Below are 13700 nucleotides of genomic sequence, written 5' to 3'. Positions count from 1 at the left end.
CGGATGGGGGCACGCCGGACGCAGCGAAGCTCAAACGCAATCAAAAACACAGACGTAAAATGTCTGTGTTTGTGATTGCGTGAGCTGTGATTGTGTTTCGTGTATCAGTGACGCCTACGACTCGGAGCGCTGGCGGTTGAGGCGGTCGTAGTGGCGGTAGCCCAGTTTGTCGAGCGCGCTCGGGGGCGCGAGGCCGATGTCCACGAGCGTCTTGATGTCGTACGTGCCCGCGAGCACCGGCGGCGCGTAGTTCCGGACCGCGTCGGGGGTGCGGAACTTCGGCAGCGGGTAGAGCACCGCGCTCGTGTGAACGTGCATGAAGTGCGCGGCGGACTGGCGCTGCCAGCCCGGCGCACCCGGGGCGGTGATGACGTGGGGCGTGGCCAGGAAGGTGCCGCCCGTGAGGATCTCCAGCTGCTGGCCGACCTGGGCCACGATGCAGCCGGCGGGCGCGGTGCCGCGCACCATCTGCCCCTTCGGGTCCTCCGCAGTCGCGCGCGTGCGAAGGTACAGGCCGCTCTTGTTGTCGGGGCCCGGTGCCGCGCGTCCGGTCGGGTCGAGGAACCGGCCCCCGGGCAGCAGCGTGAGCAGGTTGAAGTCGGTGTGTTCCTCGCCCCAGACGATGTCCGTGTTCACCTGCGACGCGGTGAGCGGCAGGTACTGGAGCGCTCGCGTGACGTGCGGGGCGCGCTGGCAGTAGTCGGAGAACACCGTCTCCGGCAGGCCCAGCGCCAGGGCCGCGCCGCGCAGGAGCTTCAGTCCGGCCTCGTGGAGCGAGCGGCCCAGCTGCAGCAGGCCTTCCTGGAAGTAGGCGGGCGCGTCCGGGGGCCAGACGTTCTCCGGGTACAGCTCGGGGAACTCCAGGGCGGCCTGCTCGTCGTTGGGGTACGGCGCGACGAAGTAGCACTCCTTGAAGTCCGGCTGGCCGTTGCCCGCGACGGCAACCTCGGTGTTCGGCGGCGTCCAGCCGCGCTGGTACCAGATGTCGGCGCGGCCGTAGGGCTTCTTGGCCTCGGCGGGGCGGGCGATGAACTCGGCGAACGCGTCGTAGTAGCGGTTGAGGGCCTGCGTGTCGACGCCGTGGTTCTTCAGGTACACGAGACCGAAGACGCCAAACGCCTCACGGAGCGCCGCGGCGCCGCGCTCGATGCGCGCCGGGTCTTCCGACGCGAGGTCGGCGAGGTCGACAGTGGGGATGTTGAGCGAAGAGGTCTCGGCCATGGTGGCCAAGGTGTATCGCTCCTCGGGCCCGAAGGGGAGACCCTGGTGGGGGATGGGCCCCAACAGCCAGGGAGGCGACCGCCTCCTACCTGCCCCCGGTGTGGGAGGGCAGGGGGAAAAACCGGCTCAGCCGGGGAGGTCAGTGCGGCGGGCGCTGGCCCAGCCGGGCTTCCAGCTCGGCCAGCCGCCGCTCGGCGTCCTCGCGGCGGCGGGCCTCTTCTGCCAGGCGGCGCTCCGCCTCATCCGCGCGGCGCTGGACCTGTTCCATCATCCCCTGCATCTGCTCCAGTAGCTCCGCGGATTCGAGCAGCAGCTCGTCTCCCGCCCACAGTCGCAGCTTCTCGTCCACGACCTCCAGCTCCAGGCCCAGCGTTTGCGAGTCGAAGCGCCCCTGCCTGGGCATTACGGGCGTGTACGTCCGCGCATCGGGGGTCGCGAGCCGATACCCCAGCAGCGCCTCCTTCGAGCGGTCGTAGATGAAGTACTCGGGGATGCCCAGCCGGGCATAGCGCTCCACGTTGTATTCGGCGTCCTTCTTCCGGTCGCCACCGACGTGGACCTCCATGACCCAGTCCAGGCCCTTGCCCTCCTTGCTGACCATCCACTTGCCTCGCTTGTGGGGCTCGGCATCGAGCACCACCAGCAGGTCCGGGGCGAAGCGTCGCTCCCCCGGGTAGTAGATGGGCAGCTCCGAGCCGATATAGACCTTGCGCTTCTGCCGGCCGAAGTAGCCCAGGAGCGCGTCCCGCGTCTCCGCCTTGGCGTAGTAGTGGAGGTCTCCCTCCGGCATCGCCAGCTCTGCGTCCGTCACCTCATCGGGCAGGGACTCCACCACCCGTGCCCGCTCCTCCGGTCCCATCACATCCCACTCCGCTTGCGTGGGGGCCCGGGGGAAGGCCTCTCCACGTTCGTTCGCGTGCCGTCCCATGCCCTGAAGCGTGCTGTGCACGGCCACGGTCGTCAATGCCCCCACGGCTCCCTCAGCAAGCGACGGGCCGGGCCACCGTGGCCCGCTTCACTCGGGCACTTCGCGCTTTCCGGGCCCAGCCTCCATCCAGATTCAGAGGCGGTGTCCCCGTCCACGGACACTTCAACTCCAGCTCGCCCGTGAACCCCTGCGCGCCTCGGAGCACTCCGTTATCGTCCGCCGTCGCTCCGCCGAGGTGCCCACCGTGAAGACGCTCTTCTCCGCCTGGTTCCGTATTCCCTTCTGGCAGCGTGTGCTCGGGGGCTTCGTGCTCGGGGCGCTGGTCGGCTGGCTGGTGGGGCCTCCCGCGGGGCCGTGGTTCCAGCCGCTGGGCACGCTCTACGTCAACCTCATCAAGATGATCGCCACGCCGCTGGTGTTCTTCGCGGTCATCAACGCGGTGGCCGCGCTCCACGGGCAGAAGAGCGTGGCCGCGCTCGGCGGGAAGACGTTCCTCTGGTTCGCCATCACCGCCGCGCTCGCCGTCGGCGTGGGACTCGGCACCGGCACCCTGCTGAAGCCCGGCGTCGGCGTGGGCCAGCTCCAGCTCGCCGAGTCCTATACCCCTCGCGAAGTCCCCGGCCCCGTGCAGGTCCTCCTCGACGTCGTGCCCACCAACCCCTTCGCCGCGCTCGCCGGTGGGAAGATCCTCCAGGTCATCTTCTTCGCCGGCCTGCTCGGCTTCGCCCTCGTCAAGCTGGGCGCGAAGACGGCGCGCCTGCGCGAATTGGTCCGCGAGGCCAGCGACGCGATGATTCAGGTCACCCGCTTCGTGCTGGAGCTGACCCCGCTGGGCACCTTCGGCCTCATCGCCGCCCTCGTCGGAACCTACGGCTTCGAGCGCCTGCTGCCCCTGGGTCGCCTCGTGTTCGCGCTGTACCTCGCGTGCGCGCTGCACGTCCTCTTCGTCTACGGCGGCCTGTTGCTCGCGCACGGGCTCAACCCGCTGCGCTTCTTCCGCGGCGCCGCGCCCGGCATGCAGGTGGCCTTCGTCAGCTCGTCCAGCTTCGCGTCCATGCCGGTGGCCCTGCGCAGCGTCACGCACAACCTGGGCGTCAACAAGGACTACGCGGCCTTCGCCGTGCCGCTGGGCGCGAGCATCAAGATGGACGGCTGCGGCGCCATCTACCCGGCCATCGCCTCGCTCTTCGTCGCGCAGTACTTCGGCCTGCAGTTGTCCGCGTCGCAGTACTTCATCATCCTCCTCGCCTCGGTGCTGGGCAGCTTCGGCACCGCGGGCGTGCCCGGCACCGCGGTGGTCATGGCCACCGTGGTGCTCAGCTCCGCCGGTCTGCCGCTGGAGGGCCTGGGCTACCTCCTCGCCATCGACCGCGTGCTCGACATGATGCGCACGCTCACCAACGTCACCGGGCAGATGCTCGTGCCGGTGCTGGTGGCCCGCGAGGAGGGGCTGCTCGACGAAGCCGTCTACAACCGCGCCGCCACCAACGTGGGCCTCGAGAAGGACGTGGCGGAGGCGGAGTGACTGCCTGACCCGGGCGGCATCCTCGAGCAGTCCTTCAAGGGCATGGTGGACACGCTCCTGCCGCACAAGGGCGGCAAGGAGTAGGGGAGTCGCTCAGCGCAGCACGGGCAGCGGGAACTTCAGCGGCCTGCCGTCGGAGGCCACGGTGTTGCCCACCACCTCCGCGGCGCCGAGCCCCTGGCGCTGTCCCTGGAAGGTCGCCTGGGGATTGCGCGCGGACGCCTTGCCCGCGTGGAAGATGGCGAAGCGTGCCGCCAGTGCTCCCGCCGTGGTCAGCACGTCCGCCGTCACCTGTTTCCACCGCGCCCGGCCGGGCAGTGCGTCCAGCACCAGCCCCGCCGCCGAACACACGCGCGACGTCTTCCACAGCGTCCCGGAGAAGCCCTCGTGCAGCGGACGCGCCACTTCGGGCGCCCGTGCCGCGTCGCGCGCCACGGCGACGCCCGTGACGAGCTCCGCCACCTTGCCCGCCAGGCGGTAGGGCCGCAGCACTCGCGCCTCGGCGGGCCCATGCGGCAGGAGCGACAGCAGGCTGCCGGCGGCCGCCGTGGCCGAGGACATGAAGAACAGCGGCAGCGTGCGGTGCGTGGCCTGCCACACGGGAATCGCCGAGTTGCACAGCAGCACCGCCGTGTAACCCGCCAGCGGCATGCCCAGCACTCCCGCGCCCGCCGTGGCGCACCGTCCCACCACCCCTGGCCAGCCGCGCCGCTGGCCCAGCAGCAGCCCCAGCGTGTTCAGCCCGCCCGAGGTGGCCAGCACCCACGAGCCGATGCTCATGGGCGACGTGGGGCGGAACACGCGCAGCATGTTCAGGAAGCGGGAAGGCCGGCCCAGGTCGTTGATGAGGAGCCCCGCGCTGAGCATGTCGCCCACCGTGCCCACCCACCGGCCGCGCCGCCCCAGCCGCGCCAGTTCCGGGCCGCCGGCCACGTCCGCCGCGAAGCCGAGGAGGCTCGCCGCGCCCGCGACGCCGCCCACGTAGAGATACGTGGGGATGGACCAGATCCACACCGGCTCCCTCACGGCCGGCAGCCCGTAGTAGCTCGGTGCCGCCTCGCGCTCCGTCGCGAGCTGCGAGGGCAGGGTGGGCATGGGCCGCCGTTCCGGGTGCGGGTCCTCCGGGTCCTTCACCCGCTGCTGCGCGGCCTCGCCGGAGAGGACGCCCAGCGCCGGGTCCACGTTGCGGCCGTCGCGCTTGCGCTGCAGCCGGTCCAGGAACGTCGGCTCGTTTCCGATGGGCGGAGGGCTCATGGGCGCGCCTCCCGTCCGAGCAGCACGGAGCCCAGCGCCACCGCCGCCATGCCCAGCGCGCCCAGCGCCACCGCACCCCAGGTCCGTCCCGCCTTCTTCGTCGGCACCACCGGGTCCGGCGGCAGGCCGTAGACCTCCGGCTTGTCCAGCAGCAGGAAGAAGGCGTTGAGCCCGCCCGTGCCCGGCTGGCTCTTCGCGTCCTTCCCGTACAGGTACGCGTCCGTCACGCCCCGCTCGTGCAGCGCGCGGACGCGGTTCTCCGCACGCGCGTGCAATTCATCCAGGTCCCCGAAGACGATGGACTCGGTGGGGCACGCCTTGGCGCAGGCCGGCGTCATGCCCTCGCCGAGCCGGTCGTAGCAGAGGGTGCACTTCCATGCGCGCCCGTCGTCCTCGCGTCGGGAGATGACGCCGAAGGGGCAGCCCACCACGCAGTAGCCGCAGCCGTTGCACACGTCGGGCTGCACGTACACCGTGTCGAACTCCGTCCGGATGATGGCGCCCGTGGGGCACGCCTCCAGACACCCGGCGTGCTGGCAGTGCTTGCACACGTCCGACATCATCAGCCACGAGAAGTCCCCCACGCCCGTCGTCTGCCCCTGCAGCGGCACCGGCCGCTCCACGAAGGCCACGTGCCGCCACGTCGAGGAGCCCAGCGCGCCGGTGTTGTCGTAGGACATGCCGGTGAAGTGGAAGCCGTCGTCCGGAAGCTGGTTCCACTGCTTGCACGCCACCTCGCACGCCTTGCAGCCGATGCAGAGGGAGGTGTCGGTGAAGAAGCCCTTCTGTCCCATGGCCTACCGCTCCTGTTCCAGCTTCTCCTGCTGCGTGTCGTGCGCGTGCTCGGAAACGCGGAGGCTGTCGCGCCGCGCTTCGGGCGTTCCCGCCGGCAGCGCCGGCGTCACGGCACTCGTGGCGGAACGCTCGCCGGTGGCGTGCCGGCCCGCGACGATGTCGCCGGTGAAGGCCTTGGACTCCTGAATCTCCACGTTGGGGTCCGCCACGATGGGCAGCAGGTCATTGGCCCCGCTCGCGCGGATGCGCCCCGTCACGCCCCAGTGGTAGGGCAGGCCAAGCTGGTGCACCCACGTCCCGTTGAGCTTCAGCGGGCGCAGGCGCTCGGTGACGAGCACCCGGCACTCCAGGTCTCCGCGCGCGGTGCGCACCGTGGCCCAGCCGCCGTTCGTCAGGCCGCGCTCCGCGGCGAGCTCCGGGGACACCTCACAGAACTGCTCGGGCTGCAGCTCGCTCAGCCAGGACAGCCAGCGGCTCATGCCTCCCGCCGTGTGGTGCTCTGTCACGCGGTAGGTGGTGATGACGAAGGGGTAGCGCGGGTCTGCCCACGCACGGTGCAGCGGCACGTCCCGGCGACGCCACTCCAGCCGCGCCGGGTTGCACTGCTGCCCGTAGAGCGCGTTCTCCACCGGGGACTCCTGCGGCTCGTAGTGCGTGGGCAGCGGACCGTCCATCATTCCGCTGGGCGCGAAGAGCCACGCCTTGCCGTCCACCTGCATGATGAACGGGTCCGTCCCACCGAGCGCATCCACGCCCCGCGCGTGCTCCGGGGGGCGGTAGTCGGGCGGCCGGTCCGCGATGAAGTCCGGCACATCCTCGCCGGTCCACCGCTGCTGCTCCGCGTCCCACCAGACGTACTTCTTCCGCTCGCTCCACGGCTTGCCGTCCGGATCCGCCGACGCGCGGTTGTAGAGCATGCGTCGGTTGGCCGGCCACGCCCAGCCCCACTCGGGCGCCACCCACGTCTGCTCGCGCCCGGGCTTGCGGCGCGCCGTCTGGTTCACGCCGTCCGCGTAGCAGCCCGAGTAGATCCAACAGCCCGAGGCCGTGCTGCCGTCGTCCTTCAATTCGGAGAAGCCCTTCACCGGCTTCCGGTCGGCCACGGTGTAGCCGTTGATTTCCTGGAGCACCGCCTCGGCGCTCGGCTCCGCGTCCCGGCCTCGCGTGGGGTAGTCCCACGTCACGTCGTGAAGCGGCTGGTCCTTGCGCTCCTTCGAGCCGGCGTAGAGCGTCTTCAGCCTGCGGCCCAGGTGGTAGACGAAGTGCAGCTCGCTGCGCGCGTCGCCGGGCGGCTCCACCGCCTTGTCTCGCCACTGGAGCAGGCGCTGCGTGTTGGTGAAGGTGCCCTCCTTCTCCGTGTGCGCGGCGGCGGGGAAGAAGAAGACCTCGGTGCGGATGTCCTCCATCTTCACGTCGCCGCGCTGGATTTCGGGTGCGCGGCGCCAGAACTCGGCCGTCTCGATGAGGGTGAAGTCCCGCACCACGAGCCAGTCCAATTCGCGCAGGCCCTTGCGCTGGAGTGAGCCGTGGGAGGAGCCCACGGCGGGGTTCTCTCCCATGACGAAGTAGCCCTTCACGCGGCCGTCCGCCATGTCCGCCACCGTCTGCATATGTGAGTGGTTCCCCGTGAGCCGGGGCAGGTGGCCGAAGAGGAAGTGGTTCTCCTTCGTCGCGGCGTCGCCGAACCAGGCCTTGAGGAGGGACACGGCGTACTTCGGCAGGTTGCTCCACCAGCCGGTGCTGGCCGAGTGGTCCTCCAGGTACTCGTCCAGGTCCAGGCCCTGCTTTGCGTGCGGCATGGGCATGTAGCCGGGCAGCAGGTTGTAGAGGGTGGGGACGTCCGTCGAGCCCTGGATGGACGCGTGGCCGCGCAGCGCCATGATTCCGCCGCCGGGCCGGCCGATGTTGCCCAGCAGGAGCTGGAGGATGGACGCGGTGCGGATGTACTGCACGCCCACCGTGTGCTGCGTCCACCCCACCGCGTAGCAGAACGCGGTGGTGCGCTCTCGGCCCGAGTTGGCGCACAGCGCCTCCGCCACCTTCAGGAACTGCTCCTCCGGCACGCCGCACACCTTCGCAACGATGGCCGGCGTGTAGCGCCGGAAGTGGCGCTTCAGGAGCTGGAAGACACAGCGCGGGTGTTGGAGCGTCGGGTCCTTCTTTGCATCGAACCGGGCGGAGCCGCTCTCGTCACCGCCCTTGCCGGCGCCGGGCTCGGCGTAGAGCTCCTTGTGGCCTCCCGCGGGCACGGTGCCGCCCACGCCCTCGTACTGCCAGGTGGCGATGTCGTACTTGCCGTCCTCCGACTGGTAGCCGCTGAAGAACCCGTCCAGGTCCTCCGTGTCCTGGAAGCCCTCACGGATGATGTTCGCGGCGTTGGTGTAGTGGAGGACGTACTCCTTGAAGTGGCGCTCGTGCTCCAGCACGTAGTGGATGAGCCCGCCCAGGAAGGCGATGTCCGAGCCCGCGCGAATGGGCACGTGCAGGTCCGCCATGGCGCTGGTGCGCGTGAAGCGCGGGTCCACGTGGATGAGGGTCGCCCCGCGCTCCTTCGCCTCCATCACCCACTGGAAGCCCACGGGGTGACACTCGGCCATGTTGGAGCCCTGGATGACGATGCAGTCCGCGTTCCGCAGGTCCTGCTGGAACGTCGTCGCGCCGCCTCGACCGAACGAGATGCCCAGACCGGGCACCGTGGACGAGTGTCATATTCGAGCCTGGTTCTCCACCTGCACGATGCCCAGCGCGGTGAAGAGCTTCTTGATGAGGTAGTTCTCCTCGTTGTCCAGCGTGGCCCCGCCCAGGTGGGCGATGCCCAGGGTGCGGTTCACGTCCAGGCCGTTGACGTCTTTGGCCTCCCACGTGGCGTCGCGCGTGCGCTTCACGCGCTCGGCCACCATGTCCATGGCCTGCTCCAGCGGGAGCTTCTCCCACTCGGTGCCGCCGGGCCGGCGGTAGAGCACGTCGCGGACGCGGTGGTTGCCGGTGACGAGCTGGAAGGTGGCCGCGCCCTTGGGGCACAGGCGGCCACGGGAGATGGGCGAGTCCGAGTCGCCCTCGATGTCGAGGATGCGGCCGTCCTTCACGTACACGTCCTGCCCACAGCCCACCGCGCAGTAGGGGCAGACGGACTTCACGACGCGGTCGGCCCGCACGGTGCGCGGCTCGAGCGTACGACTGCGCTCGCTCATCGCCGTGTCCCCGAGCGCGGTGGCGTCTCCCTTCCGCAACTGCCGGAATACGGGCCAGCGGCCGAGCAGGTCGAGCACTCCCAAGGTGGGCCTCCCGCGTGAGTCACACGTCAGCGCGGGGAAGATGGGGCCGGACTGGAGGCATGGGGGCGCGCGCGATGCGCGGCGTCAACCTGACAACGCTCGAGGCGCGCGGGGTGTTGCCGGGTGGATGGGACGTGCATGGGCAGGCAGACTGCTTTCGTGCACTTCCACACGCATGAACTCTCGCTGGCGGGCGCGCCCGCCCTGGCCGTCCACGTGGACTCGCGCGAGGAGGCGCTGCGCCGGGGCGCGGTGCTCTTCTTCCACGGCCTCGGCGTGTCGAAGGAGGTGAACACGGCGGAGCTGTCCGCCTTCGCGGCGCGCGGGCTCTACGCGGTGGGCGTGGACGCGGTGGGGCACGGCGCGCGGCGCTATCCGGACTTCGACGTGCGCTTCAGCTACGCCGACTTCCAGCGCCGGGAGGAGGAGTTCCTGACCGTGGTCCGCGCGAGCGCGCGGGAGGTGCCGGCCCTCCTGGATGCGCTGGTGGGGCAGGGGGCCGCGCCCGAGCGGCTGGGTATCTGCGGTGTCTCCCTGGGCGGCTTCATCACCTACGCGGCCGTGCTCGAGGACCGGCGCCTGGCGGCCGCCGCGCCGCTGCTCGGCTCGCCCGAGTGGAACCTGCCGCTGCCGGAGAGCCCGCACCTGCACGGCGAGCGCTTCTTCCCGGTGGCCCTGTTCAGCCAGAACGCGGGCGCGGACGAGCTGGTGCCCGCTGAGCGCGCCCGGAACTTCCACGCGCGGCTGGCCCCGGTCTACGCGGCGGCACCCGGGCGGCTGCGGCACCGGGAGTTCCCCGGCGCCCGGCACATGATGCCGCTCCAGGACTGGGAAGAGGCCATCCGCGGCGCGGTGGAGTGGATGGCCCGCTTCGTCGCGGGGGCGCGGTGAGGGGCTACTTCGCCTTCAGCTCGTACTCACCGCCCGGGTAGACGAACGAGTCGCGGGGTGCATACCAGCACCAGGCCTCCACCTTGCGCAGCGTGCTCTCCGGGCGCAGGGCGTACACCGGGTGGTCCGGCGCGAGGAACTCCAGGGACAGCAGCTCGAAGCCGGAGGCGATGTCGCCGACGTAGGGATAGTTGCCGGCCATCAGCTTGTGTTTCACCTGCGTCACGTACATGAGCTGGCCGCGCGCCACCGAGGCCACCTGCGAGCCCACGCGCGCCACCGTGCGGATGATGGGGATACCGTCCACGCGTGTCGTCGCCACCAGCTTTCCGTCCTCCAGCTCCAGCGTGGTGGTGCCCGCGGACGCGGGGACGCCGCGCTCGCTCACGTAGTCGCGCACCGTCTGCGAGGAGTTGAGGTAGTGCGTGAAGAAGCGGCCCGGCGTCACGCCGTCCGGCGCCTTGTGACCTTCGAGGTCCAGGCCCATGTACGTCAGCGAGTACGCGCCGAAGCCCGACGTCTGGTCCGCCGAGTCCACGACGTACTGGTTCATGAAGAGGGCGCGATTGGTCGCGGGCGACAGGCCCTTCGGCAGCAGCGCGGCGGCGGCCTTCGGGTCCGCGGGAATCCAGCTCGAATAGAGCATGCGGCTGTTGGTGACGAGCTGTGGCGCGGAGAGGGTGCTGGCGGTCATGACGGCTCCTGTGACGTGGCGCCGCCAGCGGCCCCTTCCGGGCCCCAGCGGCCGGGTGAATTCCCCTTCACATCATTCGGAGCCGGCCACGCGGGCTGGTCGTCCGTCCATCGTCCCGCGGGCGCGGTGCGACGCGTTACAGGGCGCGGGTGAGGGTGACGGGGTACGTGCGCCCCTCGCGGAGGATGACGAGCGTGGCCGGGCTGCCCGGTGCGCCCAGCTCTCGCTGGCGGGCCTCTCCCGCGTCGCGCACGGTGGCGCCGTCAATGGACCGCACCACGTCGCCCACGCGCAGTGACGTCGCGGGGCCTCCCTCCGCGAGCAGGCTCACCGTGACGTCGTCACCACTCATGCCGAAGTAGAGCCCCAGGCGCCCGGGCTCCACGCGGCCGGGCCCCATTCGCCAGTCACCAAGGTCCACCGGCTTGCCGGACACGAGCGTCACCTGCCGGTCCGCGAGCTGTCCGCGTCGTCCCCAGGCGATGACGCGGTGGGGGCCCGGCGCGAGGTCCTCCACCCGGAAGCGGCCATCCGCTCCCGCCGTCGGAGAGAAGACGCCGTCCACGTCCACGAACCCGCCCGCGAGCGGCGCGCCCGAGACATCCACCAGCCGGCCCGTCAGGGCGCCTCCGGCCTCCACGACGACGTCCACCTGCGTGACGCCGTCAGCGGTGACGGTGGCCTCCGCCTTGCCGGCGCGGCCATCCGGGAGCGTGGCGGTGAGGGCGACCCTCCCGGCCAGCATGTCCTCGACGACGAACCGGTCCCCCGCGAAGTCCAGCTCCTGCCGGGTGAGGAAGTCGTCGTCGGTGCGAAGGGAGGTCACCACCAGGCGGAAGCCTTCGACGGCGCGGCCTCCCGCCGAGCGCACGGTGCCCGTCAGCCGCCCGCCCGCGACGAGCTGGAGCGTGACGGCCGTGCGAGACGACGGCACCGAGGGCAGGTCTCCCCGGCGTCCGCCGTTGGTGGCCCAGAAGTGCACGGAGGGGCCGCCCACCGCGTCCGCCACCATCGTCACCTGGCCGGAGGCGTCGGTGGTGTCCTCCAGCAGCACCTCGTTCTTGCCCGGCTCGCTGCCCATCACCGTGGCGGAGACGCTGGGCGCGCCGTTGGGCTCGAGCACCGTGACGACGATGGGGCGGCTCGCCTCGCGCACTTCGAGGTCCACGTGCTTCGAGCCGCCGGCCTCCAGCTCCACCACCTTCTCCTGGTCGCCGTTCTGGTTGCCGGTGTCCGTCATCCACGCGGTGAGCCGGTAGCGGCCCGCGCGAACCTTCATCGACCATGCGCCGTCGGGCGTGGCCGCGACCTTCAAGGACTCGGAGTAGGGCGCGCCGACCCGCAGCGCGGAGACGGTGACGGGCCTGGGGGGAACGCGGCCTCCCTGGAGCCGGACGGTGCCTTCGAGCTGCCCCTCTTCCTGGAGCTGGATGCGGACCCGACTCGTCTCGCCCGGGGCGACCTTCACCATTTCGCGGGTGTTCGTCTCGCTGCCGGGGCGTCGGGCCGCGACGTAGATGTCTCCGGGTGGGAGCCCCTCGAGGACGAAGGCGCCCTGCGCGTCCGTCACCGTCTCGAGCGCGCCCTCCAGCGGCGCCATCCGCCAGCGCGACTCGGGCGTGACGTGGATGCCCGCCAGCGGTTTCTCGGCTCCGTCCACCACCGTTCCCTCGATGCGGCCGTGGGCGTCCAGTTCGGCGACGAGGTCGAAGCGCTGGCCGTCCAGCACGCTGACGCCGCTTCGCGACCACTTCTTGAAGCCCTTCGCTCGCACCGTCACCGCGTACATCCCCGACGCGAGCGCGCCCGCTTCGAACCGGCCATCCGCTCCGGAGGTGGCGCTGGCGACCTCGGTCGGGTCTTCATCGAAGTTGAAGGTGAGGGCGCCCGGTGCGACGGAGACCCTCGCTCCGCTGATGGGCTCGCCCGTGTCCTTGCGCCGGACGACTCCGACGAGCGAGGCCTGGGAGCCCAGGCGGATGCGCACGTCGCGGACCGTCATGCCCGCGCCTACGACGATGCGCGCGGGGGATGCGCCGGTCAGCTCTCCCTGGCGCGCGGCGACCTGGTACACGCCCGGCGGCACGTCGAGCGAGAACGCGCCTCCTTCGCTCGTGTCGGTCTCCACGGCGTTTCCCGTGCCCGAGGCGATGACCTGCGCTCCTGGGGCGGGCTTGCCGTCGGGCCGCTCGACGAAGCCCTCGATGAAGGCCGAGCCCTCCAATTCCACGGTGAGCCCCGAGGTGGGCACGTGCACGCGTCCGAGTCGCTTGGGTGCATGCCCCGGTGCGCGGGCGTCCAATTGGTACTCACCGGGTGCCAGTCCCTGGAAGCGGAAGTCGCCGCGCCCGTCGCTGGTGGTGGTGGAACGCTCCTCCTCCGGCACCGACGCACCCGCCGAGAGGGTGGGGGGCAGCACGAGGCCATCGGCGGACGTGCGAGGCGTCAGCGTGATCTCCGTGAGTGGAACCGGCGTCTTCGAGCCCCGCTCCACCGTGACGCCTTCAAGGGTGCCGCCCGCGTCGAGCGTGAGCCGCACCGCCGTCGTGGCTTCACCTCGCGGGCGGGTGACGTAGGCGCGGGCCCTGGCGAGGCCTTCCGCCTGCGCCGTGACGAGGTAGTTGCCCGGCCGCGCGGGCAGCACGACGACGCCCGCTGCGTCGGTGACGCCGCTGCCCGCGACGAACCAACCGGGCTTCCCCACGCCGGAGGCACCGAGCCCCCGGAAGTAGAGCGTCACGCGCGCTCCCGAGCGCGGCCCCGAGGCGGTGTGCACCTCGGCGCGCAGGGTGCCTTCCTCCTCACGCATCGGCTCGTCGACGAGGGGCGTCCCGCCCACGGTGCTCTCGCCGGGAGTCGCGCCTCGGGACTCCGTGGTCGCCGTTCCGCCTGGCGACGATGCGCCGCCAGGGACGGGGGCCGTCGTGGATGGAGCGGTGTCCCGGGACGGAGTCGGCCCGGCGTCGTCCGACCTGCCGGCCCACCAGAGTCCGCTCACCGCGAGGACCGCCAGCACTGCCACCAGCACGAGTGCGTTCCGCTTCATTCCATCTCCCGGAGCCAGCCTCTTCGTGTCCGCGCGCAGGACAGCAGGGCCGCCGGACGGGTTCCAGCCTG

9 protein-coding genes are annotated in these 13700 nt (G+C 71.1%); 2 read left to right on the top strand and 7 right to left on the bottom strand.

Going from position 1 to position 13700, the window contains the following annotated elements; translation table 11 throughout:
• Positions 1-114 precede the first annotated feature (114 nt).
• Positions 115-1221 (bottom strand): isopenicillin N synthase family dioxygenase, encoded by a 1107-nt coding sequence (locus OV427_RS46910; RefSeq protein WP_267863588.1) that lies wholly within the window; start codon positions 1219-1221, stop codon positions 115-117.
• A gap of 139 nt (positions 1222-1360) precedes the next feature.
• The gene (locus OV427_RS46905) at positions 1361-2149 is read right to left on the bottom strand and encodes a Uma2 family endonuclease (RefSeq protein WP_267863587.1); all 789 of its coding nucleotides are present in this window, start codon (positions 2147-2149) and stop codon (positions 1361-1363) included.
• A 244-nt stretch (positions 2150-2393) separates the two neighbouring features.
• Here OV427_RS46905 and OV427_RS46900 point away from each other — a divergent pair, with 244 nt between their 5' ends.
• Complete coding sequence (locus OV427_RS46900; protein ID WP_267862767.1) at positions 2394-3674, top strand: dicarboxylate/amino acid:cation symporter; 1281 nt, start codon at positions 2394-2396, stop codon at positions 3672-3674.
• A 93-nt stretch (positions 3675-3767) separates the two neighbouring features.
• Here OV427_RS46900 and nrfD read toward each other — a convergent pair whose 3' ends face one another.
• From nrfD to fdh, 3 genes are read right to left on the bottom strand one after another with little or no spacing between them, the layout of a single operon-like run.
• On the bottom strand, positions 3768-4928 hold the full coding sequence (gene nrfD / locus OV427_RS46895; RefSeq protein WP_267862766.1) for an NrfD/PsrC family molybdoenzyme membrane anchor subunit: 1161 nt from the start codon (positions 4926-4928) through the stop codon (positions 3768-3770).
• Positions 4925-5722 carry a 4Fe-4S dicluster domain-containing protein gene (locus OV427_RS46890; protein ID WP_267862765.1) on the bottom strand — a complete coding sequence of 266 codons (798 nt, stop codon included), beginning with the start codon at positions 5720-5722 and terminating at the stop codon, positions 4925-4927. Before OV427_RS46890 ends, nrfD begins: the two co-directional genes overlap by 4 nt.
• Positions 5723-5725: 3 nt before the next feature.
• Positions 5726-8998: a formate dehydrogenase gene (gene fdh, locus OV427_RS46885; RefSeq protein WP_267862764.1), complete on the bottom strand. Its 3273-nt coding sequence runs from the start codon at positions 8996-8998 to the stop codon at positions 5726-5728.
• 138 nt (positions 8999-9136) lie between these two features.
• Between fdh and OV427_RS46880 the strand changes: the two genes are divergently transcribed.
• Positions 9137-9889, top strand: coding sequence for an alpha/beta fold hydrolase (locus OV427_RS46880; protein ID WP_267862763.1), 753 nt, complete (start codon positions 9137-9139; stop codon positions 9887-9889).
• A gap of 4 nt (positions 9890-9893) precedes the next feature.
• Here OV427_RS46880 and OV427_RS46875 read toward each other — a convergent pair whose 3' ends face one another.
• Both OV427_RS46875 and OV427_RS46870 read right to left on the bottom strand, forming a co-directional pair.
• Entirely contained in the window at positions 9894-10583 is a 690-nt protein-coding gene (locus OV427_RS46875; protein WP_267862762.1) for a hypothetical protein, read from the bottom strand.
• A gap of 136 nt (positions 10584-10719) precedes the next feature.
• Positions 10720-13629: a carboxypeptidase regulatory-like domain-containing protein gene (locus tag OV427_RS46870; RefSeq protein WP_267862761.1), complete on the bottom strand. Its 2910-nt coding sequence runs from the start codon at positions 13627-13629 to the stop codon at positions 10720-10722.
• Positions 13630-13700 lie beyond the last annotated feature (71 nt).

It is taken from the genome of Pyxidicoccus sp. MSG2 (genome assembly GCF_026626705.1).
Lineage (GTDB): Bacteria > Myxococcota > Myxococcia > Myxococcales > Myxococcaceae > Myxococcus.
This window is presented reverse-complemented; position numbering and strand designations above follow the sequence as displayed.

Excerpts from the sequence above, each read along its gene's own strand:
- OV427_RS46910 (WP_267863588.1), bottom strand. The coding sequence starts at position 1,221 with ATGGCCGAGACCTCTTCGCTCAACATCCCCACTGTCGACCTCGCCGAC.
- OV427_RS46905 (WP_267863587.1), bottom strand. The coding sequence starts at position 2,149 with ATGGGACGGCACGCGAACGAACGTGGAGAGGCCTTCCCCCGGGCCCCC.
- nrfD (WP_267862766.1), bottom strand. The coding sequence starts at position 4,928 with ATGAGCCCTCCGCCCATCGGAAACGAGCCGACGTTCCTGGACCGGCTG.
- OV427_RS46890 (WP_267862765.1), bottom strand. The coding sequence starts at position 5,722 with ATGGGACAGAAGGGCTTCTTCACCGACACCTCCCTCTGCATCGGCTGC.
- OV427_RS46880 (WP_267862763.1), top strand. The coding sequence starts at position 9,137 with ATGGGCAGGCAGACTGCTTTCGTGCACTTCCACACGCATGAACTCTCG.
- OV427_RS46875 (WP_267862762.1), bottom strand. The coding sequence starts at position 10,583 with ATGACCGCCAGCACCCTCTCCGCGCCACAGCTCGTCACCAACAGCCGC.
- OV427_RS46870 (WP_267862761.1), bottom strand. The coding sequence starts at position 13,629 with ATGAAGCGGAACGCACTCGTGCTGGTGGCAGTGCTGGCGGTCCTCGCG.